19 protein-coding genes, 1 tRNA gene, 5 pseudogenes and 2 riboswitches are annotated in these 22,430 nt (G+C 64.8%); of the genes and pseudogenes, 8 read left to right on the forward strand and 17 right to left on the reverse strand.

Features of this window, described 5'->3' with window-relative positions:
* Positions 1–14: 14 nt before the first annotated feature.
* The 7 genes from WS70_RS00865 to WS70_RS00905 all read right to left on the reverse strand — a co-directional run bounded on the left by WS70_RS00865 (position 15) and on the right by WS70_RS00905 (position 9,376).
* A complete protein-coding gene (locus WS70_RS00865) occupies positions 15–1,133 on the reverse strand; it encodes an alginate lyase family protein (RefSeq protein ID WP_059597390.1) in 1,119 nt (372 codons plus the stop codon).
* 151 nt (positions 1,134–1,284) lie between these two features.
* Complete coding sequence (gcvP, locus tag WS70_RS00875; RefSeq protein ID WP_059597392.1) at positions 1,285–4,212, reverse strand: aminomethyl-transferring glycine dehydrogenase; 2,928 nt, start codon at positions 4,210–4,212, stop codon at positions 1,285–1,287.
* A gap of 105 nt (positions 4,213–4,317) precedes the next feature.
* Positions 4,318–4,698 carry a glycine cleavage system protein GcvH gene (gcvH, locus tag WS70_RS00880; RefSeq protein ID WP_059473404.1) on the reverse strand — a complete coding sequence of 127 codons (381 nt, stop codon included), beginning with the start codon at positions 4,696–4,698 and terminating at the stop codon, positions 4,318–4,320.
* Positions 4,699–4,779: 81 nt separating this feature from the next.
* The gene (gene gcvT, locus WS70_RS00885; RefSeq protein ID WP_059597393.1) at positions 4,780–5,898 is read right to left on the reverse strand and encodes a glycine cleavage system aminomethyltransferase GcvT; all 1,119 of its coding nucleotides are present in this window, start codon (positions 5,896–5,898) and stop codon (positions 4,780–4,782) included.
* Positions 5,899–5,995: 97 nt separating this feature from the next.
* Positions 5,996–6,132: riboswitch (glycine riboswitch) on the reverse strand.
* Between the two features lie 35 nt (positions 6,133–6,167).
* Positions 6,168–6,277, reverse strand: a riboswitch (glycine riboswitch).
* A 339-nt stretch (positions 6,278–6,616) separates the two neighbouring features.
* Complete coding sequence (locus tag WS70_RS00895; RefSeq protein WP_059473403.1) at positions 6,617–6,988, reverse strand: hypothetical protein; 372 nt, start codon at positions 6,986–6,988, stop codon at positions 6,617–6,619.
* 162 nt (positions 6,989–7,150) lie between these two features.
* Positions 7,151–8,203, reverse strand: coding sequence for an oxidoreductase (locus WS70_RS00900; protein ID WP_059473402.1), 1,053 nt, complete (start codon positions 8,201–8,203; stop codon positions 7,151–7,153).
* A 378-nt stretch (positions 8,204–8,581) separates the two neighbouring features.
* Positions 8,582–9,376: a hypothetical protein gene (locus tag WS70_RS00905; RefSeq protein ID WP_059473401.1), complete on the reverse strand. Its 795-nt coding sequence runs from the start codon at positions 9,374–9,376 to the stop codon at positions 8,582–8,584.
* A gap of 308 nt (positions 9,377–9,684) precedes the next feature.
* On the opposite strand from WS70_RS00905, the gene WS70_RS00910 reads away from it, so the two are divergent.
* On the forward strand, positions 9,685–11,772 hold the full coding sequence (locus WS70_RS00910; RefSeq protein ID WP_059473400.1) for a UvrD-helicase domain-containing protein: 2,088 nt from the start codon (positions 9,685–9,687) through the stop codon (positions 11,770–11,772).
* Between the two features lie 499 nt (positions 11,773–12,271).
* Here the strand turns inward: WS70_RS00910 and WS70_RS00915 are convergent, their stop codons facing one another.
* Positions 12,272–13,174: a c-type cytochrome gene (locus tag WS70_RS00915; protein WP_059597394.1), complete on the reverse strand. Its 903-nt coding sequence runs from the start codon at positions 13,172–13,174 to the stop codon at positions 12,272–12,274.
* A gap of 278 nt (positions 13,175–13,452) precedes the next feature.
* Here WS70_RS00915 and WS70_RS00920 point away from each other — a divergent pair.
* Positions 13,453–13,528: transfer RNA gene (locus WS70_RS00920), tRNA-Arg, on the forward strand.
* Positions 13,529–13,596: 68 nt separating this feature from the next.
* On the opposite strand, the gene WS70_RS00925 is transcribed toward WS70_RS00920, so the two are convergent.
* The 5 genes and pseudogenes from WS70_RS00925 to WS70_RS00945 form a co-directional block, all read right to left on the reverse strand.
* Positions 13,597–14,706, reverse strand: a complete 1,110-nt coding sequence (locus WS70_RS00925) for a tyrosine-type recombinase/integrase (RefSeq protein ID WP_059473356.1) — start codon at positions 14,704–14,706, stop codon at positions 13,597–13,599.
* Positions 14,707–14,819: 113 nt separating this feature from the next.
* Positions 14,820–15,023: pseudogene (locus tag WS70_RS33550) on the reverse strand (hypothetical protein); the annotation flags it as partial.
* Positions 15,024–15,032: 9 nt separating this feature from the next.
* The gene (locus WS70_RS32635; protein WP_197419312.1) at positions 15,033–15,317 is read right to left on the reverse strand and encodes a hypothetical protein; all 285 of its coding nucleotides are present in this window, start codon (positions 15,315–15,317) and stop codon (positions 15,033–15,035) included.
* A gap of 278 nt (positions 15,318–15,595) precedes the next feature.
* Positions 15,596–16,108 (reverse strand): annotated as a pseudogene (locus WS70_RS00940) (toprim domain-containing protein); the annotation flags it as partial.
* A 1-nt stretch (position 16,109) separates the two neighbouring features.
* A pseudogene (locus WS70_RS00945) lies at positions 16,110–16,460 on the reverse strand (GPO family capsid scaffolding protein); the annotation flags it as partial.
* A 144-nt stretch (positions 16,461–16,604) separates the two neighbouring features.
* Between WS70_RS00945 and WS70_RS00950 the strand changes: the two are divergent.
* Positions 16,605–16,847 (forward strand): annotated as a pseudogene (locus tag WS70_RS00950) (terminase gpP N-terminus-related DNA-binding protein); the annotation flags it as partial.
* A 64-nt stretch (positions 16,848–16,911) separates the two neighbouring features.
* Here the strand turns inward: WS70_RS00950 and WS70_RS00955 are convergent.
* Positions 16,912–17,346, reverse strand: coding sequence for an RICIN domain-containing protein (locus tag WS70_RS00955; protein ID WP_156438432.1), 435 nt, complete (start codon positions 17,344–17,346; stop codon positions 16,912–16,914).
* A 117-nt stretch (positions 17,347–17,463) separates the two neighbouring features.
* Complete coding sequence (locus tag WS70_RS32270) at positions 17,464–17,709, reverse strand: hypothetical protein (RefSeq protein WP_203235993.1); 246 nt, start codon at positions 17,707–17,709, stop codon at positions 17,464–17,466.
* A gap of 254 nt (positions 17,710–17,963) precedes the next feature.
* On the opposite strand from WS70_RS32270, the gene WS70_RS00965 reads away from it, so the two are divergent.
* The 4 genes and pseudogenes from WS70_RS00965 (at position 17,964) to WS70_RS00980 (ending at position 19,850) form a co-directional block, all read left to right on the forward strand.
* Complete coding sequence (locus WS70_RS00965; protein ID WP_082716545.1) at positions 17,964–18,752, forward strand: terminase gpP N-terminus-related DNA-binding protein; 789 nt, start codon at positions 17,964–17,966, stop codon at positions 18,750–18,752.
* A pseudogene (locus tag WS70_RS00970) lies at positions 18,749–19,216 on the forward strand (phage portal protein); the annotation flags it as partial. The gene WS70_RS00965 and the pseudogene WS70_RS00970, both read left to right, overlap by 4 nt.
* A gap of 129 nt (positions 19,217–19,345) precedes the next feature.
* Complete coding sequence (locus WS70_RS00975; protein ID WP_059473851.1) at positions 19,346–19,618, forward strand: BrnT family toxin; 273 nt, start codon at positions 19,346–19,348, stop codon at positions 19,616–19,618.
* Positions 19,578–19,850 (forward strand): BrnA antitoxin family protein, encoded by a 273-nt coding sequence (locus WS70_RS00980; RefSeq protein WP_059473841.1) that lies wholly within the window; start codon positions 19,578–19,580, stop codon positions 19,848–19,850. Before WS70_RS00975 ends, WS70_RS00980 begins: the two co-directional genes overlap by 41 nt.
* A 205-nt stretch (positions 19,851–20,055) precedes the next feature.
* On the opposite strand, the gene WS70_RS00985 is transcribed toward WS70_RS00980, so the two are convergent.
* Together WS70_RS00985 and WS70_RS00990 are read right to left on the reverse strand one after the other, a co-directional pair.
* Positions 20,056–20,334: a hypothetical protein gene (locus WS70_RS00985; protein ID WP_059473840.1), complete on the reverse strand. Its 279-nt coding sequence runs from the start codon at positions 20,332–20,334 to the stop codon at positions 20,056–20,058.
* Complete coding sequence (locus tag WS70_RS00990) at positions 20,331–20,813, reverse strand: DUF2778 domain-containing protein (RefSeq protein ID WP_059473839.1); 483 nt, start codon at positions 20,811–20,813, stop codon at positions 20,331–20,333. The genes WS70_RS00985 and WS70_RS00990 overlap by 4 nt, the downstream gene beginning before the upstream one ends.
* A gap of 658 nt (positions 20,814–21,471) precedes the next feature.
* On the opposite strand from WS70_RS00990, the gene WS70_RS00995 reads away from it, so the two are divergent.
* Positions 21,472–22,176, forward strand: coding sequence for a hypothetical protein (locus WS70_RS00995; protein ID WP_159082850.1), 705 nt, complete (start codon positions 21,472–21,474; stop codon positions 22,174–22,176).
* The last annotated feature ends 254 nt before the right edge of the window (positions 22,177–22,430 follow it).

A 22,430-nucleotide genomic window follows, 5' to 3' on the forward strand; every position in this document is an offset into this window, starting at 1 on the left:
GAAGTATTGGGGGATCACCGCGCCGGCAGCGGCAAGCACGCGGCCAGCCACGCAGGCGGCATCGGCGAGAGTTGTTGGGCGACGCTCGTGTAGCGGCCGTCGAGGCGCGCGGCGAGGTGGAACAGCTCGGTCGCGTTCTTCGGCTCCCACATGCCCGAATAGCCGGGCAGGCCCGCCTCACGGCGCTTTGCATCGAACGGCACCGGCGAACGGACGAATTCTTCGTGCGTCTTTTCGCCGCGCGCGTACGGCACGAGCCAGTCGAGCGCGGCAGCGAGCGTCGCGCCGTTCGACGCGCGCTCGCGCAGCCAGTTGCGGTTGAAGCGCCGCGCGGCGAGCGCCGCTGTCACGAGCGGCTGCAGATCGTAGACCGCGTAGTGCAGCGCGTCGCGTTCGAGAAAATCGTACGTGGTGCCGTCCGGCTCGACGTTGTCGGCGAGATGCTCGACGAAGAGCCGCTGCGCGGCGTTCATCATCTTGCGATCGCCGAGCGTGAATGCGGCGAGCGCGATCAGCTTGATTCGGTGGCTTTGCCAGTTGTTGCGCCACGTGCCGTTGAGCGGGCGCTTCTGCGCGTCGATCTGCTGCACGTAGCCGTTGCCGAGCGACGCGATGAACGCGGCCGTCGCGTTGCGCGTCTTCACGGGCAGCACGCTCGCCGTCATGTCGTACGCGAGGATCAGGCTTTCGAACCGCGTCTCGTCGATCGGATTGAAGCTCGGACGGTAAGTGTTCACCCACGCCGACAGGAAGCGGTCGACGAGCGCCAGATAGCGGCTCTGGTTCGTCACGCGCCACGCGAGCGCCGCGTTGCGCATCAGCTCCATGTCGTTGAGCGCCTCGGCGCTCTGGTCGTAGATGCCTTCGTGCGGCAGCGTGCCTTCGGTGTGCACGCGCGGCAACGCCTTCGGCTCGTCGTTCAGATGCACGTCGACGCTCTTGATGAGCGCCTGCACGCCCGGCTCGGCGTGCGTCGCCTCGCTGCTCTGCAGCGCGGGCGCGGCGCAGAAATTCATCGCCGCCCGGGCGGGGCCGGCCGCCGTCAGCGCGGCGGCGGCGAGAAGCGCCGGCGCGAGCGCGCTCAAGCGCCGCCGCGTCGCCTGCGCGCGGCCCGGAAACGTCTGACGCACCATGCAGAACTCCTTTAATGGCTGGATCGCGGTGTGAGATGTTAGCCGGACTTGCGGGCGAATGCGAACGCGCGCGCCGTCCGCAACGGCGTATTGCGGACGGCGCGTCGCCGATGAAAGGAACACGGCGCGGCGCGCAGGCCGCGCCGGCGCGTCATGCGTATTCCGAGACCGGCACGCAGGAGCAGAACAGATTGCGGTCGCCATATGCGTTGTCCGCGCGGCCGACGGGCGGCCAGTACTTGTTCGCGACGAGCGATGCGACCGGGAACGCGGCCTCTTCGCGCGAGTACGCATGCGGCCAGTCGTTCGCGGTGACGACGGCTGCCGTGTGCGGTGCGTGACGCAGCGGGTTGTCCTCGCGGTCGGCGCGGCCTTCCTCGACCGCGCGGATTTCGTCGCGGATCGCGATCATCGCGGCGATGAAGCGGTCGAGTTCCTCCTGCGATTCCGATTCGGTCGGCTCGACCATCAGCGTGCCCGGCACCGGGAAGCTCATCGTCGGCGCGTGGAAGCCATAGTCCATCAGGCGTTTCGCGACATCGTCGACGCTGATGCCGCTCGCGTCCTTGATCGGACGCAGGTCGAGAATGCACTCGTGCGCGACGAGCCCGCCCGGGCCCGAATACAGCACCGGGTAGTGCGGCGCGAGACGCTTCGCGATGTAGTTCGCGTTGAGGATCGCGGTTTCGGTCGCGGCGGTCAGGTTCTTCGCGCCCATCATCGCGATGTACATCCACGAGATCGGCAGGATCGACGCCGAGCCGTAAGGCGCCGCCGACACCGCGCCGATGCCTTCGTCGCCGCGCGCGTAGCCGGTCGAGCGCTGGTTCGGCAGGAACTTCGCGAGGTGCGCGCCGACCGCGACCGGGCCGACGCCCGGGCCGCCGCCGCCGTGCGGGATGCAGAAGGTCTTGTGCAGGTTCAGGTGCGACACGTCGCCGCCGAACTGGCCGGGCGCGGTCAGGCCGACCATCGCGTTCATGTTCGCGCCGTCGACGTACACCTGGCCGCCGTGCGCGTGGACGATCTCGCAGATTTCGCGCACGTTCTGCTCGAACACGCCGTGCGTCGACGGATACGTGATCATGATCGCGGCGAGATCGTTCGAATGCGCGTCGGCCTTCGCCTTCAGATCGGCGATGTCGACGTTGCCCTGCGCGTCGCACGCGACGACGACGACCTTCATGCCCGCCATGTGCGCGGACGCCGGGTTCGTGCCGTGCGCGGACGCCGGGATCAGGCAGATGTTGCGGTGGCTTTCGCCGCGCGATTCGTGATACGCGTGGATGATCAAGAGGCCCGCGTACTCGCCCTGCGAGCCGGCGTTCGGCTGCAGCGACACGGCTGCGTAGCCAGTTGCCGCCACCAGCATTTCTTCGAGCTGGCCGATCATCTCGCGATAGCCGACCGTCTGCTCGGCGGGCGCGAACGGGTGGATCTGACCGAACTCGGGCCACGTGACGGGCAGCATCTCCGACGTCGCATTGAGCTTCATCGTGCACGAGCCGAGCGGGATCATCGAGCGGTCGAGCGCGAGATCCTTGTCCGACAGGCTGCGCAGGTAGCGCAGCATTTCCGTTTCCGAATGGTGGCGGTTGAACACATGGTGCGTCAGGTACGCGCTCGTGCGTTCGAGGCCGGCCGGCAGCGCGGGCACGCCGGGCAGCGCGGCGTCGAGCGTGTCGACATCGGGCGCCGTCGCGCCCGCCGCCTGCGCGAAGATCGCGAACAGGTCGGCGAGATCGGCGCGTGTCGTCGTTTCGTCGACCGACACGCCGACTCGCGTGCCGCTCACGCGGCGCAGGTTGATGCGCTTGCCCTTCGCGAGCTCGTGGACTTGTGCGGTGCGCGCGCCGGTGTCGATCGTCAGCGTGTCGAAGAACGTGTCGTTGACGAGCGCATAGCCGAGCGGCTCGACGCCCGCTGCGAGGAGCGCCGCGACGCGGTTCACGCGCAGCGCGATCGTCTTCAGGCCGCGCGGGCCGTGATAGACCGCGTACATGCTCGCCATGATCGCGAGGAGCGCCTGCGCGGTGCAGACGTTCGACGTTGCCTTCTCTCGGCGGATGTGCTGTTCGCGGGTTTGCAGCGCGAGGCGCAGCGCGGGCTTGCCCTGCGCGTCGACCGTCACGCCGACGAGACGGCCCGGCATCTGCCGCTTGAATTCGTCGCGCACCGCCATGTACGCGGCGTGCGGGCCGCCGAAGCCCATCGGCACGCCGAAGCGCTGCGTGTTGCCGACCGCGACGTCCGCGCCCCATTCGCCGGGCGGCGCGAGCACGGTGAGCGCGAGGATGTCGGCCGCGGCGACGACGTGGCCGCCCGCCGCGTGGATCGCGTCGGCGAGCGCGCGGTAGTCGCGCACGTCGCCGTTCGCGCCCGGATACTGGAGCAGCACGCCGAACGCGTCCGCGCTCGCGGCGTCGGCGGCGGGGCCCGTCTTCACTTCGATGCCGACCGGCTTCGCGCGCGTCTTGATCACTTCGAGCGTCTGCGGCAGCACGTCGTCGGCGACGTAGAACAGGTTCGACTTCGGCTTGCCGACTCGCTGCAAGAGCGTCATCGCCTCGGCCGCGGCCGTCGCCTCGTCGAGCAGCGACGCGTTCGAGATGGCGAGGCCCGTCAGATCCGCGACCATCTGCTGGAAGTTCAGGAGCGCCTCGAGGCGGCCCTGCGAGATTTCAGGCTGGTACGGCGTGTACGCGGTGTACCACGCCGGGTTTTCGAGCACGTTGCGCAGGATGACGGCGGGCGTGTGCGTGTCGTAGTAGCCCTGGCCGATGTACGAGCGGAACACCTGGTTCTTGTCCGCGCGCTCGCGCAGCGCGGCGAGCGCTTCCGCCTCGCTCTTCGGCTGCACGAACGGGCCGAGCGGCAGCGCGTCGCCGCGGCGGATCGACGCGGGAATCACGGCGTCGATCAGCGCGGCGCGCGACGCGAAGCCGAGCGTGGCGAGCATCGCGCGCTGGCTGGCGTCATCGGGGCCGATGTGGCGCTCGGCGAACGCGTCGTGCGTTTCGAGCGCCGCGAGCGAGAGGGGCGTGCGCTTCATCAGATGATCCGGGTATTCGAGCTTCATAGCATTCCTGTGTCGACCAGAGTTGGCGCTTTAGCGCTTACTCTGGTCCCACGCGGCGCGGCGGCCCGTGCTGCCGGCGCGCCGCGCGGTTCGTGAGTGGGTGGATTAGCCGACCAGCTTCTCGTAGGCGGCTGCGTCGATCAGCTTGTCGGTCGACGCGCCTGCTTCGAGCTTGATCTTGAAAAGCCAGCTCGCATACGCGTCGCCGTTGACCTGGTCGGGCGCGTCGACAATCGCCGCGTTCACTTCGACCACTTCGCCCGACACCGGCGTGTAGATGTCGGACGCTGCCTTCACCGACTCGACGACGCCGATGGCGTCGCCCGCCTTCACGGTCTTGCCGACTTCGGGCAGTTCGAGGAAGACGATGTCGCCGAGCGTTTCCTGCGCGTGGTCGGTGATGCCGACCGTCAGCGTGCCGTCCGCTTCGGTGCGGACCCACTCGTGTTCTTCCGTGTATTTCAGATCGGCCGGGACGTTGCTCATCGGATGCTCCTGAGATTGAATTCGTTCAAGCGTTTAAATTGAGTCTGGTTTCGCGCGCGCGGGCGCGCCGGCTGCCGCGCGTCAGACTGCGAGCACCTTGCCGTTGCGCACGAACGGCAGTTTTACCACGCGCGCGGGGAGATTTTTGTCGCGGATCTGAACGTGCACCGTGTCGCCTGCGGCGACGTCCTTCGGCACGCGCGCGAACGCGATCGATTCCTGCATCGTCGGCGAGAACGTGCCGCTCGTGATCTCGCCTTCGCCATGCGGCGTCACGACCTTCTGGTGCGCGCGCAGCACGCCGCCCGCCTTGCCGTTTTCCTTCTGCAGGATCAGGCCGACGAACGCGGCGCGCGAGCCGTCGCGCTCCAGCGCGTCGCGGCCGACGAACGCGCGCGGCGCGGCGAGATCGACCGTCCACGCGAGGCCGGCGTCGAGCGGCGACACCGTCTCGTCCATGTCCTGGCCGTACAGGTTCATGCCGGCTTCGAGGCGCAGCGTGTCGCGCGCGCCGAGTCCGCACGGACGCACGCCGCGCTCGGCGAGCGCGTTCCACAGCGCTTCGACGTACGCCGCCGGGACGATGATCTCGAAGCCGTCCTCGCCGGTGTAGCCGGTGCGCGCGACGGTGAGGTCGCCGAACGGCGTGCCCGCGACCTGCGCGGCGTTGAACGGCTTGAGCTCGCTCGTCGCCGCGCGCGCGGCGGGGATCGTGTCCCATACCTTCGCACGCGCGTTCGGCCCTTGGACGGCGACGATCGCGAAGTCGCGGCGCGGCGCGATCGAAAGGCCGAAGCCGCCTTGCTCGTTGAGCTGGGTGAACCACGCGACGTCCTTGTCGGCGGTGCCGGCGTTGACGACGACGCGGAAGAAATCCTCGGTGAAGTAGTAGACGATCAGATCGTCGATGACGCCGCCTTGCGGGTTCAGCAGGCACGAGTAGAGCGCCTTGCCGGGCGTCTGCAGCTTCGCGACGTTGTTCGCGAGCGCGTGCTCGAAGAAAGCGCGCACGCGGGGGCCCGTGAAATCGACGACGCACATGTGCGACACGTCGAACATCCCGGCGTCGGTGCGCACGGCCTGATGCTCGTCGATCTGCGAGCCGTAATTGACGGGCATGTCCCAGCCGCCGAAGTCGACCATGCGGGCATTGAGGGCGCGATGCGCAGCGTGAAGCGGGGTGATTTTGAGAACGGTCATCGGGGTCTCAGGCAAGGCGGCCGGGCTTCGGCCCGGCCGCGAAAACAAAACGGCAGACTCGGCGAACCGCCGGCGCGTGAAGCCGCCTGCGATGCGTGCATGCCCCTCTGTCCTCGATACCTGAGAGATTGCGCGATGGATTCGATCCGGTTCGCGCGCGCCCCTTCGGTGGGCAGCCTGCCCGTGCGACGCGTTGCGTGCACGCAGCTACTGCCGCTCTCCAGAGTGCGAAAAACGGCGTCCGACGCATGTCGTCGTCAGACGGATTCTTCGACGCGGCCGGTCCTTTTGCCTGAGAGTTTGCGGGTGTGCCCCTTCGGCGGCGCGGCTTGCCTTTCGATCAACGAACGACGGCCGCACGCTCTCCCGACGCGTGCGGGCGAATGTACGCGAGCGCGGATGGGTTGTCAATTTGGGCAAATAGCTGTCGCTTGAAGACAAGCGACGGTGGTATGCGGGGCGACGTCGGCGCGTTGTTTGCCGGTGAGCGTGTGGCGCGTTCGCGGTGAGCGGTGAGCGGTGAGCGGTGAGCGGTGAGCGGTGAGCGGTGAGCGGTGAGCGGTGAGCGGTGAGCGGTGAGCGGTGAGCGGTGAGCGGTGAGCGGGCCGGGGTTGGAACCGCGAAGTGCCGCCTCGTGAATGCGCGGCTCGGGCGAAAGTCGCCGAAGCCGCGTCCCGAAGCGTTATCGGCCGAGCGGCCCACGGGCCGCCCGGAACGCTCACTCGCCGATCGCGCGAGCGGCCGTATCGAGTTCCTGGTTCAGCACGCGCTGCTCGTCGGCGGACAGGCCGCCGCCGTGCTGGGCCGCCATGTCGGTCGACTCCTGGCGGATCACGTCGAGCCGGCGATGCAGCGCGGCGCCTTGCGGCGGCGGATAGTAGCCGGCGTTCACGCGCGCGTCGATGCGGTGGTTCAGGTTGTCGATACGGCCCTGGATCTGCTGCATCCGCTCGTAGCCGACCACCTGCGGACTTGGGCGGGGTGCCGGCGCGGGCGCGGGTGCCGGCGCGGGGCGCGGCGGCGTGACCACACATGCCGCGAGCGACGAGACAAGGACGCAGCATACCGCCGCGCGGATCAACCGTTGCATTGCATTCTCCTGATTGTCGATGCCGGACAGGCAATTAGACGAACGGCTCAGACCCTCGTCGAGATGACGTTCGTTCCCGAATCGTTTGTAACGGTTTGTTGAAGCTTGAAGATCAGGCAAGCCGCAGGCGCCCGATCGCGCCGACGGCGTGTCGCGCGCCGCTCAGATCGCTTCGCGCACGAACGGCAGGCGCCGGCCTTCGCGTTCGCTGCGCGCGGCGAGCTCGATGATCGTCATCACGTCGACCGCGTCCTGCGCCGCGACGGGGAACGGCGCGCCGTCGTGGATCGATGCGGCGAGCGCGCGATAGAACTCCGCGTACTGGCCGTCGAGTGTCGGCACCGGACGCTCGATCTCGAGCTCGCCGTCGAGTCCGCGCAGCACGCCGGGCGGGTTGCCGCCGCCGAACTCGACGTCGTCGGGCGTGAGGCCCGCCTTCAGCTGATCTTCCTGCGTGTCGAGCCCGTGCTTCTGATAGCCGGCTTGCGTGCCGAGCACGGTGAAGCGTGCGGGATCGATGGCCGCGAGCGCGCTCGCGTGCAGGATGACGTCCTTGTCCGGATAGCCGAGCTGCAGATGGACGAAGTCGGGCGCGTCGCCGCCGTCGCGTCGCGTCTTGACCGTCGCGCTCACCGTATCCGGCGTGCCGAACAGCGCGAGCGCCTGGTCGATCAGATGCGGTCCGAGATCGAACAGCAGCCCGCCGCCGCGCGACGCTTCCTCGCGCCATCGCGTGCGCACGCGCGGACGGAAGCGGTCGAAGTGCGATTCGAAATAGGTGATGCGGCCGAGCTCGCCGCTTTCGACGAGTTGACGCACAGTCAGGAAATCGCCGTCCCAGCGGCGGTTGTGGAACGGTGCGAACACGCGGCCGCGCGCGGCCGCGAGGCGGGCGAGCGTGAGCGCGTCGACGGCAGTCAGGGTGACCGGCTTGTCGACGACCACGTGCTTGCCCGCTTCGAGCGCGCGCTTCGCCAGCTCGAAATGGGTGTCGTTCGGCGTCGCGATCACGACGCATTCGACGTCCTCGCGCGCGACGAGCGCATCGAGATCCGGCACGACGACGGCGTCCGGATAAGCGGCGCGCGCGCGTTCCGGTTGGCCGGTGGCGATCGCGGCGATCTGCGTGCGGCCGCTGTGCGCGATGACGGGCGCGTGGAACGTCGCGCCTGCGAAACCGAAACCCATCAAACCAATCTTGAGCGTTGACGACATGAACGATCCTGTCTGCTTGCAAAACGGGGGCGCTGCGGCTTGGACGCCGCACGGCGACGGATGACTATTGTGGCATGACGAATGGGGGCGGAACGGGTTGCCGGCCACGTTGGCCGAACGGACAGGGCGCGCGTAAGCCGAACGACAGGCGCGCCGAGTGCGACGCTTTCGGCGCTGCCGCGGCGCGGAAGGCGGATTGCCGAAGCGACGGGATTCGATTCCTGTCCAACCGACTTTCGATGCCCGTCCGATGCTCGCGAGAGCCGAAATCGAACTGAATATCGCCCGTTCGCTTCAACTTCTTCCGATTCCCATGCAGTTCCCGTAATCATGTCGAGGTCGATGGCGTGTGCCCGTGATAGCGGCGCGCGCGATCGCTCAGTCGGGCGTCGCCATGCTCGTCGACGCTTGCGGGCGCGAGCCGCGGGCGGCGAACCGCTTTGTCATGCCCTGCACGACGATCGACAGCGCGGCGGCTTCGGCGAACGCCCAGACCGCCGGCTGGTGCGGCAGCGCCAGCGCGACGCACAGGCAAAACGCCGCGAACGAAAAGCGGCCGAGCACCATGCCGCGCAGCAGATGGACGACGAATTCGGGTCCGTGCGTGCGATGCGACGACACCGACAGCACGCTGCCGAGCAGCGGAAACACGGCGAGCAGGCCGCTCCATGCGGCGCCGAGCGCACCTGACAGCGACGTGACGGCGAATGCAAGCGCCGCGCCCGCTGCGAGCCGGCCGGCGAGATCGGCGGGCGCCAACGGGGCGCGCGGCGCGGCCGCTCCGCCGCGCGGCAGACAGGACTGGCCGAACAGCGTCGCTGCGAGCGCGACGGCGGTCGCGGCGAGCGGTGTCGCGGGCAGGCGCACGAGCATGCTCGCGGCGGTAATCCAGGCGGCAAGCCCGGCCGCCAGCGCGAGCGGCCACCGATGCCGGCGGCACGTCCACGCGTACGCGAAGTTGAACGATTCGGACGCGACGATCGCGGACAGCGACAGCAGCGCCGCATGCGCACCGAACGCGGGGCCGCGATCGACGGCAAGGAGGAAGAGAATCGGACCGGCGACGACCGGGAGCCCCGCGAGCCAGCCCGCAATGGATGGCCCCCACCACCTGCCCGACATCGACACGATCAGCAGAAACAGAGGAACCAGCGTGAGCTTCAGCGCGAGCATCGGAGGGCGCGTCCGGTAAAAGGGGCATGCTATCAAAGAACGCCGCGCACGATCGGCGGCGGGGGAGACGGCGCGCGCCTCGCGCCGTCGGTCAGCACCCCCGTCGCGCGAACGCCGGGTGCACACTGTCCGAACGGCTATCGCAGCGATCGTTTCACATTCGCGAAAGAACCGCCGGCCGTCGCCGTGTTAACATGCGCGTCCCGCGAGCCATTTGCCGGGACCGGCGCCGCCGTCCGCGCGCCGGCTGCGCTTCGTTCGCGGCGCCTCCGGCTTCGCCGCCGTCAACCGCAACACCATCCGCCATCATGTCCGCAGGCCTGAATCCCGCTCAAAGCGAAGCGGTGCGCTATCTCGACGGTCCCTGCCTCGTGCTCGCCGGCGCGGGCAGCGGCAAGACCCGCGTCATCACGCAGAAGATCGCGCACCTGATCGAAGCAAAAGGCTTCGAGCCGCGCCACATTGCCGCCGTCACGTTCACGAACAAGGCCGCCGCCGAAATGCGCGAGCGCGTCGGCAAGCTCCTCGAGGGCAAGACGCTCACGACGCCCGGCAAGGAAGGCCGCAAGGTGCCCGTCAATCAATTGACGGTCTGCACGTTCCACTCGCTCGGCGTGCAGATCCTGCGGCAGGAGGCAGAGCACGTCGGCCTGAAGCCGCAGTTCTCGATCATGGATTCGGACGACTGTTTCGGGATGATCCAGGAGCAGATCGGCACGACCGACAAGGGCCTGATCCGCAAGATCCAGACGATCATCTCGCTGTGGAAGAACGGCCTCATCATGCCCGAGGAGGCGATGACGATTGCGGCCAACGGGGACGAGCACCAGGCGGCGCTCGTCTATCGCAATTACGTCGCGACGCTGCATGCGTATCAGGCGGTCGATTTCGACGACCTGATTCGCTTGCCCGCCGAGCTGTTCGCGCGCAACGAGCCGGTCCGCGATCGCTGGCAGAACAAGCTGCGCTATCTGCTGATCGACGAATACCAGGACACCAACGCGTGCCAGTACGAGCTGCTGAAGCTGCTCGCGGGCCCGCGCGCCGCGTTCACCGCGGTCGGCGACGATGACCAGGCGATCTACGGCTGGCGCGGCGCGACGCTCGAGAACCTCGCGCAGCTCGGCAAGGACTTCCCGAAACTGCACTTGGTAAAGCTCGAGCAGAACTATCGGTCGACCGTGCGGATCCTGACCGCCGCGAACAACGTGATCGCGAACAACCCGAAGCTGTTCGAGAAGAAGCTGTGGTCCGAGCACGGAATGGGCGATTCGATCACCGTCACGCCGTGCAACGACGAGGAGCACGAGGCCGAATCGGTCGTGTTCCGGCTGTCCGCGCACAAGTTCGAGCGGCGCACGCAGTTCCGCGATTACGCGATCCTCTACCGCGGCAACTTTCAGGCGCGGATCTTCGAACAGGTGCTGCGGCGCGAACGGATTCCGTACGTGCTGTCGGGCGGCCAGTCGTTCTTCGACAAGGCGGAGATCAAGGACCTGTGCGCGTACCTGCGCCTGATCGCGAACGCCGACGACGATCCCGCGTTCATCCGCGCGGTCACGACGCCGCGCCGCGGGATCGGCAACACGACGCTCGAGGCGCTCGGCGCGTTCGCCGGGCAGGCCAAGGTGTCGCTGTTCGAGGCGGTCTACATGGGCGGGATCGAAGCGCGGCTGTCCGCGCGGCAGATCGAGCCGCTGCGGATCTTCTGCGACTTCATCCAGCGCCTGACCGACCGCGCGGACAAGGAGCCCGCGACAGTCGTCCTCGACGACATGATGGAAGCGATCCACTACGAAGCGTACCTGTACGACGCCTACGACGAACGGCAGGCGCAGACGAAGTGGCAGAACGTGCTCGAATTCCTCGAATGGCTGAAACGCAAGGGGACGAAGCCGGAGCCGGCAGAGGCAGCCGACGGCGAAGCGGACGGCTTCCACAACGCGGACGGCCTCGCCGACACCGGCAAGAACCTGCTCGGCCTGATTCAGACGGTCGCACTGATGTCGATGCTCGAAGGCAAGGAAGAGGATCCGGACGCGGTGCGGCTGTCGACCGTGCATGCGTCGAAGGGGCTCGAGTATCCGCACGTGTTCCTTGTCGGCGTCGAGGAAGGGATCATGCCGCACAGCGGCGGCAGCGACGACGGCCCGATCGACGACGAGCGGATCGAGGAAGAGCGCCGGCTGATGTACGTCGCGATCACGCGCGCGCAGCGCAGCCTGCATCTGAACTGGTGCAAGAAGCGCAAGCGTGCGCGGGAGACCATCGTGTGCGAGCAGTCGCGCTTCATCGCCGAGATGGGGCTCGACGAAGCCCCGCCGCCGACGCCCGAAGAGGCGCCGATGACGCCGAAGGACCGGCTTGCGAGCTTGAAGGCGTTGCTGCAGAAGTGAGCGGGGCGCGCGGCGGGGGCTGCCGCGCCTGGGTTTTCGGGCGGTTATGAGGAACGCCGCGTTTGTGCTGCGGCGCGACGTGAGGGTGTCATTGGGGCTGATGAGGGGTCAATCGCGCAATGGCTAGGCTCGCGGGCCGCGACGAGATGCGCGAACGATCTCGCGGAGGTTGGCGGCATCGCGGACGCTTCGCGACGGTTGCCGTCGGCGATTGCATCGCGCAGCGTGGTGCGGCCTGCACGTGCCGGCCGCGGCTTTGCCGCGATCTTGCATAAGGCACGTCTGGCAAGGAGCCGCAGGCGGAAACAGGTCGGCCGCGCGGATCGGGCCGCGGCTTCTCAAGCCCGGTTGTGGCGAGCCGCCCGGACGAACGATCCGCGTCGATTCTTGCGCCTGCGGCATGCGGCATGCGCCGGCGGACCCTATCAAGAAAAAACCCCGCGCCGCGGAAGACCACGGATCGCGGGGTTGTCTGCCGCGCGTGATGCCGCGCCGGTGCTTACTTCGCGGCGTTGACCATGTAGTCGACGGCCGCCTTTACGTCGGCGTCCGACGCGTTCGAGCCGCCTTTGGGCGGCATCGCGCCCTTGCCGTGCAGCGCGAAGTTGTAGACGGTATCCATCGAATCCTTCAGGCGCGGCGCCCAGTCGGCCTTGTTGCCGAACTTGGGTGCGTTCAGCACGCCCGTTGCGTGGCATGCCTGGCACGTCGATTCGTACAGCGCCTTGCCGGCCGACGCCGAGCTTTCGGCGTTCGCGCCGGCTGCGGGCGCCTCGCCCGGTTTCGGCAAAGCGGCGATTGCGGCCATCGCGGCGGCGGCTTGCGCGTCGGCGGCGGCCGTATCGGAAGCGCCTGGCGCAGACGCGGCGGCCGCGCCGGAAGCCGACGCCGCATTCGTGGCCGGCTGCGCCGGCTCGGCGAACTTCGCGCCTGCTTGATTGGCCATGTAGACGACCGCGCGCGCGACTTCGTAGTCGCTGTAGTCGTCGGGGTTCGTGCCGCCGCGCGGGGGCATCGCGCCCTTGCCGGTCAGCGCGATATGCAGCACCTCGTCGTAGCCGGCGGCGATGCGCGGCGCCCAGGCGGCGTCGTCGCCGAACTTCGGCGCGCCGGCTGCACCGGTGCCGTGGCAGGTTACGCAGACGGCCTTGTAGACTTCCTCGCCCGTCTTGTAGACGCGCGGCGCGTTTGCGTCCTTCACGTCGACTTGTGCGATGGGCGCGATGCGCTTCGCGACGGCTTCGTCGGACAGGCCGTCGGTGCCGGCGCCCGTGCGGAACGCGTGATTGGCGTAGGTGGCGAACAGGACGATGACCGCGATCGGGATCGCGAATGACGCGATGACAACTGCGATGAGTTGCCCGGGGGTTTTGATGGGGGCTCCGTGGGGTGCTTCGCTCATGCTTGCCTCGTCTCCATGATTAGGAATTGTGAGCGGTACGGCAATGAACGGCTGTTGGGTGAAGCTCGGACGATTATAGACGGAACGTTTACATGGCGGCGAGCGATCGCCCGGCGCGTGTTTACCCGCAAGCCGGAGGGGCGGGCGACGCGCGCGGAGGGCGATGCGAGAGGGATGTGGGATGGACGCGCAGCCGCGGTGGACGGTCCAGTGGAAACAAGGTATTCTTGCCGTCTTGCTACGCGTTGCGGCTATCTAGGGCCGCATCGCATCCGTAAGCGCCCGTAGCTCAATGGATAGAGTACTGCCCTCCGAAGGCAGGGGTTGCTGGTTCGATCCCAGCCGGGCGCGCCAAGCCGGATAAGGCTCTCAGCGATTTTCCCCCACCGTCGTTTTTACCGAGTGTAGCTAAAGTACACCTGTTATCCGGCCCTTCGCACGCTTTCCCGCGTCGCCGGCGGCGGCAACTGGATCACCTCCGCGACTTGTGTATGCGGGGTCACCCATTGCGCGAGGTGATCGGCCGATAGGTGTGCGTAGCGCTGCACCATCTCCATCGTTTCCCAGCCACCGAGCTCCTTGAGCACCTGCAACGGCGTGCCGCGTTGCACATGCCAGCTCGCCCAGGTGTGCCGTAGGTCATGCCATCGGAAGTCCTTGACGTGTGCGCGCTTCAACGCCTTCCGCCACGCCTCCGTCGTGGTTTGGCGAACCGGCACGCCCTTGTACACGAACACGCTTTCGAGGTGTTCAGACTTCCGTTTTTTTGCGATCTGCTGCCGTAGCACTTCAACTGCGGTTTCGGACAGCGGCACGGTGATCGCCTTGCGCGCTTTCGCCTGGTCGGGATGGATCCAGGCAACCCGACGCACGAGGTCGACCTGGGACCATTGCAGCCCCGTCACATTCGCGCGTCGTAGTCCGGTTTCAAGGCTGAACTGCGCCATTGCCGCGAGATGGTTGGGCAACTGCGTGAGTAATCGGCCCGCTTCCGCCTGACTGAGCCAACGGATGCGCTTTGCGGCCGACTTCTTCCGCTTCCGTGTCGGCGCCCGCGCGATCCAGCCGCGTTCGGCCGCATGATTCAGCACAGCAATGATGACGCCGCCGACGCGCCGTACGGTGCCGGCTGCAACCGTCCGACCGGTCTGCTTCAGGCCACTTCGCGTGCGAACCATGACGGGCTCCGCACGCTTCGCGCGCTCAATTGCGTCGATCCTGTCGCGGTCGATGTTCACGAGCAGCTCGCCGTTCAGATGCGGATCCAGCCAACGCAGGTGAATCTTCGTTGTCTCGATGCTCGCGATGCCTTCGCGATCCTCGAGGTACGCGACAACAGCATCGTTCCAGGTGTACTGCTGCGCCTGGCCGAGCTTCGCTTGATCCCACATGCTTGCTTTCAGGCGGTCGTGAAATTCCTGCGCCTTGGCTCGGTCGCTGGTGCCAGTGCTGCCTTGTAGCGGCGTTCCGCCGCCAGGGGGGTAGAGCTTGTAATACCAGTTCGAACTTCTTTCTCGTTTGTAGAGCGACATCTTTCAATTTCTCCGGGACGTTCGCCCTGCACAACTCGCGGAGTCCATTCTCCGGCGAGGTAACGCTGCAGGGCAACTGTCGAAAACATCCAGCGCTTGCCGACCTTCCTGCCGGGTAGCGCGCCCGCCTTGGCTTTCAAGCGCACCGTCTCGGGATGCGCACCGAGCATCGCGGCTGCGGCGGGCAGGTCGACCGTGTTCACTGGCATCGTGCCCGCGTCCCGCGCCGGGGGAGCACACGCAGCGCAACTCGTGGACTGATGGTTTGCACCGAAATCTCTCATAACTCTTTGATTTTTAAGGTGTGTGTGCGCCATCAATTGCCATCATTCAGGCATGGCAACACCGACAAACTCATGGCCTAAAAAATAGGCAGCGTCTGTCACTGATGGCAAAACGCGCTCAACTCGTGGCAGTCCGTTTCGACCTATGCCTTGCCCTTCCTCGCTTTCTTTCTCTTTCTTTTTCAATGAAATAGAGAGAGAAGAGAGAAGGACGGCGGCGGCCCGAGCAAAAACCGGACTCATGGCAAAAGCGGCTTGACTAGTGGCAAATCGAGGGAGACTCGCGGCGGCACTCGCTTCAAGAATCAATGACTTACGAGCGGACACCGTCGAAATCCACGATTCGCGTGCGCTGCCTGCCCGGTCGCTGTGGAAAATTTCGCCCGCGCGGCCCCGCTTCCTCTCGGCTCGCGCTGTTGCCCGGCCGTTTCGACTCGCGGGGGGAACGGGGGGAAGTGAACCAAGCGGCGGCCGCGGGTTGGCGTGCGCCGACTGCTGCGCGCATCGGCGCACGCAGCGGAAACCCGATTTCAGGGCCGCTACGCGGCCGGAATGAACGAGGGAAGGGGCACGGCCGCACGGCGGCCGCGATGGCTGAGAGCGGGTCATGCGTGCCCCCGTTCGAGTGCATCGGTCGCCAGGTCATCGCGGATCGACACGTGCAGGCCGAACACGGCCAGGCGCTCGAGCGAAACCGGCGTGAGGTAGGGCACGCGGCGGGTGTAAATGCGGCGCTCGACTTCCTTCTCGCCGACCACGACGCCGGCGTGCTTGAGCTGCGCTTTGAACACGCGGTCGGACTTCACAGGCAGCCCGTTCCATTTGTCGCGTAGCGCGCTCGTGTGCGCGAGGTGGTCCATCACGTGGCCCGTGCGCAGCAACAGGCAGAACTCGCCGTCGACCGTATCGAAGGTGTACGGGTGTTTGTAGTTGCCGCCGTCGATCTCCGACAGCACCGTTTCCATGATCCAGACCCACGGCTCGCGATCGGCGCTCGTCTCGGCGACGTGGCCGTTCATTTCCGCGATCAGGTCATGCGGAAAGCCACCCTCGCTCGGGTCCATGCCGGCGAATTCGCAGAGATAGCGCCAGGCGAGCGCGATCGCCGCATAGTTGGCTGTCCGCGAAGTCGGGGTTGATTTCGATCGACGTGAAAATCTTCTGGCGCTTCTTCGACAGCGCGACGAGCTCGTCGGTCGGATCGATTTGCGCAAACAGCGCCATCTTTCCTTTCAGCGGGCCGTCTTCGATTTCGGCCGCCTTCAGCGCGATCACGTCGCCGTATGCGCCGAACGGGTTGAAATTCGAGAGCGGCGCCCAGCCCTTGATGTGCTCGATGTTCAGTCGCGCGCCGTACAGTTTCGGGTCGTAGTTTTTCGCCATCTGCGTGAGCCATTCACGCTTGATCTCGCGACCGTCGACGGTCGCACCTTCCACTGCGACGCGGAAGAATTTCGATTTGCTTGCCATAGAGAGGGTCGAACGTGGGTTGAGTGAGCGTGGTTCTCATGTTCGGCGTTCACGCGCTACGGCTCAACGAGCGGCGTTTGTGGGTCACGCGGGTACAGCGCGCTCCGCGTGCTCGCGCGTGCGCGGCGGCCTACGCTTGGCCGCATGCTCGAAACTACGGACTCCCATCAGCTCGAAAACGACGTGCGCAAGGTCGCGCGCACGCTCTATTGGCAAGGCTGGCGCCTCTCGTCGATCGCCCGCCATCTCGACGTGAAACCCGCGACCGTCGCGTCGTGGTGCCGCCGCGAAAAGTGGAAGGATGCAACGCCCGTCGAGCGCATCGAGGCATCGCTCGAAGCGCGCATGATGGTGTTGATCGCGAAGGAGAAGAAGGACGGCGCGGATTGAAAGAGTGCTACCCAAATGGAGGCTCATTTATTAAAATGAGCCATCCCATTATAAGTTCGGGTTAGTCTTTCTCGAAAGTCTCTGCATCACCAATATACCAAATCTGGCTCTCGCCGCCATTATAGAGCTCTAATTTAATATCGCCCTCATCACCCGTTTTTTTGGCGGTAACAACATATTTGTCATTGTACTTTAGGCGAATGGGGCCCTTTCCATTAGTTCTGGGGAATGACCATAGTTGGTCCCTATCCCCCTTTGTCTTAAACGCCATCACTACCTCATTATCTGTTCCCGTCGCCGTCCAGGAGAAAGGATCTTGACCTGAGACAGAGGCCTCAAGCAAAATAAGTCCAGTATCTTCATCCATATTCCATATATAGTTCTTCGAGGAAAGTGTTCCTTTGACAAAAAGCCCAAGCGGAGCTTTGTCAATAACCGATTTGACGGCAATTCGAAATTTTTTGTCGCTGCTGAGCGCGATATAATTTTCACTCATGAAACTCTCCATGGAGTTATTTACGTATCAGATCTGCCGCGATACGTTCGGCATGGTTGCGAAGTGAGGCAGCCATGCTTTTAATATAGTCGCCTGAGCTTTATTTTAAACTACCAATTAAAGTGGGAAATTTTGAGATTGCCTGATTCGAAAGTTGACGCCCTTATGCGATGCGCTCACGGCTGCGGCGCTCAGCGTCGTGGCTTCAAGCTCCGCGTCGGGCGCATGGTCCACGATCTGTTCGACGAATTTGCGTACGCGTTCTCCATCGTTCTCGCGCTTGCGGGAGAACAGATTCTTAGCCGATGCCGTACGATCGGAAATTCGGCTTCTAATCCGATTGACGCGAGGATCTTCAGCCATTCTTCCAACAGCACGACGAATTCGGCGGTCGGGGCAATGTGCGCACACAGCGCCGTTAAATCTTTCAGCGGTCGGCTCTCGAAAATTGCTGCATTCGATGCAATTACGTAATCGTATGAACGAACATGATTAAGTGAGCGTGGCTCTCGTGTTCGATGTTCACGCGCCACGGCTCAATCCGCGGCGTTTGTGGGTCACGCGGGTACAGCGCGCTGCGCGTGCTCGCGCGCACGCGTCGGCCTACGCTTGGCCGCATGCTAGAAACTACGGACTCCCATCAGCTCGAAAACGACGTGCGCAAGGTCGCGCGCACGCTCTATTGGCAAGGCTGGCGCATCGCGTCCATCGCCCGCCATCTCGACATCAAGCCCGCAACCGTTGCGTCATGGTGCCGCCGCGAAAAGTGGAAGGATTCAACGCCCGTCGAGCGCATCGAGGCATCGCTCGAAGTGCGCATGATGGCGTTGATCGCGAAGGACAAGAAGGACGGCGCGGACTACAAGGAAATCGACCTGCTCGGCCGTCAGGTCGAGCGGCTCGCGCGCGTGCGCAAGTACGACGAGACGGGCAAGGAATCGGACCTGAACCCGAAGATTGCGTCGCGCAACGCCGGCCCGAAGCGCCGCGCGCCGCGCAACGAAATCAGCGAGGAACAGCACAAACGCATCATCGAAGCGTTCCGCGAATCGCTGTTCGATTATCAGAAGGTCTGGTATCGGAACGGCGATCAGCGCACGCGCAACATCCTGAAGTCGCGGCAGATCGGCGCGACGTGGTACTTCGCGCGCGAGGCACTCGTCGACGCGCTCGTCATCCGCAACGGCCGCCTGCAATTCGACGCGGGGTGGATCGATCTGGCCGCGTCGTTCATGGCGATCAAGCAGACGATGACGGCAAGCGGCCGCCAATCCACCTACACCGCCGGCCGCAACGACGAGACGGGCCACGCCGACCTGGCGTGGGCCTGCCTGCACGCGATCGACCGCGAGCCGCTCGCCGGCGGCGGCATCCATTCTTCTTCATTCACGGAGTTCTACTCATGAGCAAGCGCCGATCGCGCGCGCCGCGCACGTTCGCGGCCGCGCCAAATCCGAGCGCCGGCAGCGCCGCGCCGGCGCGCGCCGAGGTCTTCACGTTCGACGATCCCACGCCCGTCATGAACCGGGCCGAGATTCTCGATTACGTCGAGTGTTGGTCGAACGGCGAGTGGTTCGAGCCGCCGGTCAGCTTCGCCGGCCTGGCGAAATCGTTCCGTGCGAGCACGCACCATAGCTCGGCGCTGTACTTCAAGGCGAACGTGCTGGCGTCGACGTTCCGCCCGCACCGCTGGCTGTCGCGGCACGCGTTCGAGCGGTGGGCGCTCGATTTCCTGACGTTCGGCAACGGCCACCGCCGCGCGCGTGTTCGGGCGCAACGAAATCAGGCCGCTACAGGCGCGCTTCGCCGAGCTGAACGACTGGCTCGGCGAGGAGGTCGTGGCGTTCGACGATTACGAGATTCCGCCGGCGCCTGTCGCGGCGTAGCGCATTGACCGCGTGCGGACGCGTGCGAGCCCCGATGCCGGCTGGCTCATACGGATAAAAGTATGTACAAATATTCGTTGCAACAGGGTGTTTTTGTACATACAATAATGGCTATGGAACTTGAATTCGATCCCAACAAACGCGACAAGACACTGACCGAGCGGGGGCTGGATTTCGCGCGTGCCGTGGAGGTGTTCGCCGGGCACCACTTCACATTGGAGGATACGCGGGAGGATTACGTGGAATCGCGTTACATCACGGTCGGCACGCTGGACGGCCGCATGATCGTGATGGTTTGGACGCCTCGCGGCGAGGCTCGCCGCATTATCAGCATGAGGAAAGCAAATGACCGTGAGCAAGCGAGCTACGCACACCAATTGGGTTGATCCGGACGACGCGCCGGAGCTGACCGACGAATTTTTTGAGAGGGCGGACGAGTACGTCGGCGACCGCTTGGTCCGTCGCGGGCCGGGCCGGCCGCTCGGCAGTCACAAAACCGCGACGACGATCCGACTCGACGACGACGTGCTCGACGCGTTCAAAGCGACCGGCCGAGGCTGGCAAACGCGGGTGAATGCTGCGTTGAAGGAGTGGCTCAAGACGCACAAGCCAGCATAGCGAATCGCATTCGCCGAACGAAGGGCCGCGCACCGGGCAACCGGGCGCGGCCCTTTTTTGCGTCTGACGAGCGCGAGCTGCTGAGTCGCTCGGCGCGACGGCGCATAGGCATCCCGTCGCTGTCCCATTCGTGTCCCGACTAGCGTCCCGTTGTCCCGTCTAGCGTCCCATCGTCCCGATTTCTGTTGCCGCGAGGCTGCGAATGTCAGCGATTGGTCGAATGCCGGAGGCGGCCGACCAAGCCGAAGAAGGCGAACGACAGAACGAGCGCGAGGACGAAGCTGATGACGAGCAGGATGCCGACGAAGATCTCTTCGTTTTGTTCGCCGCCGTCAGAGCCGAGCGCGCGAAACACGGGCGACAGCGCGTTCCAGCCTTCGCCGCCGTTTGCGAACCAATGCACCAGCAACGGCGATGACGAGATGCCCGTCAGAAGAGGCCAGGTAAGCAGCAGCGCCAGCAATATACGGCCGATCATCTTCATTTAACCGTCACCCTCCCATATGCCCTGAATGAGGTGCCTGGGACCTGCATAGTCGGTTGCGCTTTCAGGAAAGCCCGCAGCTTATCGAACTGCCCACGGCTCGTCAGCGTAATGCACCCGTCGCTTTCGCCCAGCCGGCCGACCGGATGCAGGCGGAAATGGCCGCGGCGGATGCCGTTGACGATCGTCCAGTCGTCAATCTGGCCGTCAATGCGATACAGCGCGAACCAGTCCGCGCGATTCGTGTTCAGGGCTGCATCCATCACCGTGTCTCGGAACCAGCCAAGATGGCCGCCGCTTTGCCGGTCGATGATGTAGTAGACGCCCGCGGGCAGTGGCCCCTTATCCGCTACGGCGGTCGAGCCCGGATCGTTGATGTATCGGCCGTTACCGGAAAAGGCGGGGACGCTTCCGAATCCTGGACAGGTCAGCGTCGATAGGCGGCTGCGGTTCAGGACGAATGTGCACTCGGCGGGCATAGGGTATTCCTCGGGACAGAGCTCTCAGGTTGTTATGGCGCAGGTTCGGCTAGCGCGGCGGCGCCCCGTTAGTCTTGCGCTAATTTCTATCGGAACTTGGCGGCCAGTGCAAGCCTATGCGACTGCGTTTGGATAGAGGCGCTACAGCGCCTTGGGACGCGGGGCGTTCTCCGGGCTTCAGCCAGATCGCGCGAGGCCGCTGTAGTCCCGTCAGGCGGGCGGATGGGGGCGGAAATGGGGGGAGGAGGCCGATGTGCGAAGGAGGGCGCCGCAGCCGCCTTTGCGCGGTCCCCTCCTCGCCTGCGGGCTTCGCTTGAGTGGGTGGTTTTAGTGCACGCTGCCGTTCGGCTCGGCTGCCTATGTGGCGCGGGGTTTCGGGCGTTTCGAGGAGTGCGAAAATCGTGCGTTCTGGTGCGCGACGATGCGAATTGATGCGTCGACCCTAAAGAGATCGGCCTAGAGCTCACCTTTCACTCGTAAAACGCTAACTTGCGAATTCATGATGTAAGCCTGAGCCCCTACAAAAATGGCGCACGATGTTGCATCATCGTCGAGCAGAACAAGAGATTGATGCGTAACCGATAACAATTTCGAACGGGGTCTCAACATGCCGGTAACTACAGTAGTTTCCTTCTACAGCGATTGGACCTTCTGGAGTATGGTCGTCGCACTGGCGGCACTCCTTGTATCAACCGCCCCATATGTTCTGCGCTGGCTTCGCCCTGGTCGCCTGGACATGGATTTGTACGACACTCTGGCGATCTCTCACAAAATTGGATACCCAATCCTTCAGCTACATATTCGTTTTCAGAATATTGGTGCGCGTGATGTGAAGGTTTCTCGCATCGCAGTGACCGTTAAGCGCGACGGCCAGGTGTTGCAAACTATGTCGGCAAGAAACACGGTGCAGCCCACGGGACCGGCGCTGTTGTTCACCCCCTTCAAGTTACAAAGCAGGGAGGAATGGGGGCAGGTCGTCAACTTCTTTCTGCCGTTCACGCGGGAAGATGACCGTGTGTATCGAACTGCCGAGTATGCTCTCCGGAGCAACATTATTGGGAAAATCCAGGCGTTGAATGATCAGCAACGACGGGCAGTCGAAGCGGACCCCGGTCTCGTGACTCCGTTCACTTCGATGTTTGACGCGCATTTCAATTGGCTGCCAGGGCAGTACGACATTGAGATATCGATGGATACGGCACCTTTAGCAGCAGCCCTTCGGCAATCGTACCGATTTATTCTTTTCGAGTCGGATACGCAGGCACTCCGTGACCTGGCACAGGATTACAAGCTCGGGGCGGGAGTTTACTTCAACAATACCGAGCGGAAAGAGTGGGTCAATCCGCAATTGTTGAAGGTCTGAGCTGGCAGTGCGAGCGGTGAAATGTGTAACGGCGGGGGACGTGGTGCGCTGAAATGTTTCGCCGCGCCCTGCGCGAACTACAGTGAAATTACAGTTTGGACGAGCTTGGATAGCCCTGATTGGCCTTGGTTAGCCTTGGTTTTACAGTTTGCGAGTTGCGCAAGGCTTTGATTTTTAAAGGGTCTTGGGGTGCCGGTAAAGCTCCGAAGGCAGGGGTTGCTGGTTCGATCCCAGCCGGGCGCGCCAAGCCGGAT

The sequence above is a fragment of the Burkholderia mayonis genome, from assembly GCF_001523745.2.
Classification (GTDB): domain Bacteria; phylum Pseudomonadota; class Gammaproteobacteria; order Burkholderiales; family Burkholderiaceae; genus Burkholderia; species Burkholderia mayonis.

Coding starts and splice junctions, on each gene's coding strand:
- WS70_RS00865 (WP_059597390.1), bottom strand. CDS start 1,133: ATGGTGCGTCAGACGTTTCCGGGCCGCGCGCAGGCGACGCGGCGGCGC.
- gcvP (WP_059597392.1), bottom strand. CDS start 4,212: ATGAAGCTCGAATACCCGGATCATCTGATGAAGCGCACGCCCCTCTCG.
- gcvH (WP_059473404.1), bottom strand. CDS start 4,698: ATGAGCAACGTCCCGGCCGATCTGAAATACACGGAAGAACACGAGTGG.
- gcvT (WP_059597393.1), bottom strand. CDS start 5,898: ATGACCGTTCTCAAAATCACCCCGCTTCACGCTGCGCATCGCGCCCTC.
- WS70_RS00895 (WP_059473403.1), bottom strand. CDS start 6,988: ATGCAACGGTTGATCCGCGCGGCGGTATGCTGCGTCCTTGTCTCGTCG.
- WS70_RS00900 (WP_059473402.1), bottom strand. CDS start 8,203: ATGTCGTCAACGCTCAAGATTGGTTTGATGGGTTTCGGTTTCGCAGGC.
- WS70_RS00905 (WP_059473401.1), bottom strand. CDS start 9,376: ATGCTCGCGCTGAAGCTCACGCTGGTTCCTCTGTTTCTGCTGATCGTG.
- WS70_RS00910 (WP_059473400.1), top strand. CDS start 9,685: ATGTCCGCAGGCCTGAATCCCGCTCAAAGCGAAGCGGTGCGCTATCTC.
- WS70_RS00915 (WP_059597394.1), bottom strand. CDS start 13,174: ATGAGCGAAGCACCCCACGGAGCCCCCATCAAAACCCCCGGGCAACTC.
- WS70_RS00925 (WP_059473356.1), bottom strand. CDS start 14,706: ATGTCGCTCTACAAACGAGAAAGAAGTTCGAACTGGTATTACAAGCTC.
- WS70_RS00955 (WP_156438432.1), bottom strand. CDS start 17,346: ATGAGTGAAAATTATATCGCGCTCAGCAGCGACAAAAAATTTCGAATT.
- WS70_RS32270 (WP_203235993.1), bottom strand. CDS start 17,709: ATGGCTGAAGATCCTCGCGTCAATCGGATTAGAAGCCGAATTTCCGAT.
- WS70_RS00965 (WP_082716545.1), top strand. CDS start 17,964: ATGCTAGAAACTACGGACTCCCATCAGCTCGAAAACGACGTGCGCAAG.
- WS70_RS00975 (WP_059473851.1), top strand. CDS start 19,346: ATGGAACTTGAATTCGATCCCAACAAACGCGACAAGACACTGACCGAG.
- WS70_RS00980 (WP_059473841.1), top strand. CDS start 19,578: ATGACCGTGAGCAAGCGAGCTACGCACACCAATTGGGTTGATCCGGAC.
- WS70_RS00985 (WP_059473840.1), bottom strand. CDS start 20,334: ATGAAGATGATCGGCCGTATATTGCTGGCGCTGCTGCTTACCTGGCCT.
- WS70_RS00990 (WP_059473839.1), bottom strand. CDS start 20,813: ATGCCCGCCGAGTGCACATTCGTCCTGAACCGCAGCCGCCTATCGACG.
- WS70_RS00995 (WP_159082850.1), top strand. CDS start 21,472: ATGGTCGTCGCACTGGCGGCACTCCTTGTATCAACCGCCCCATATGTT.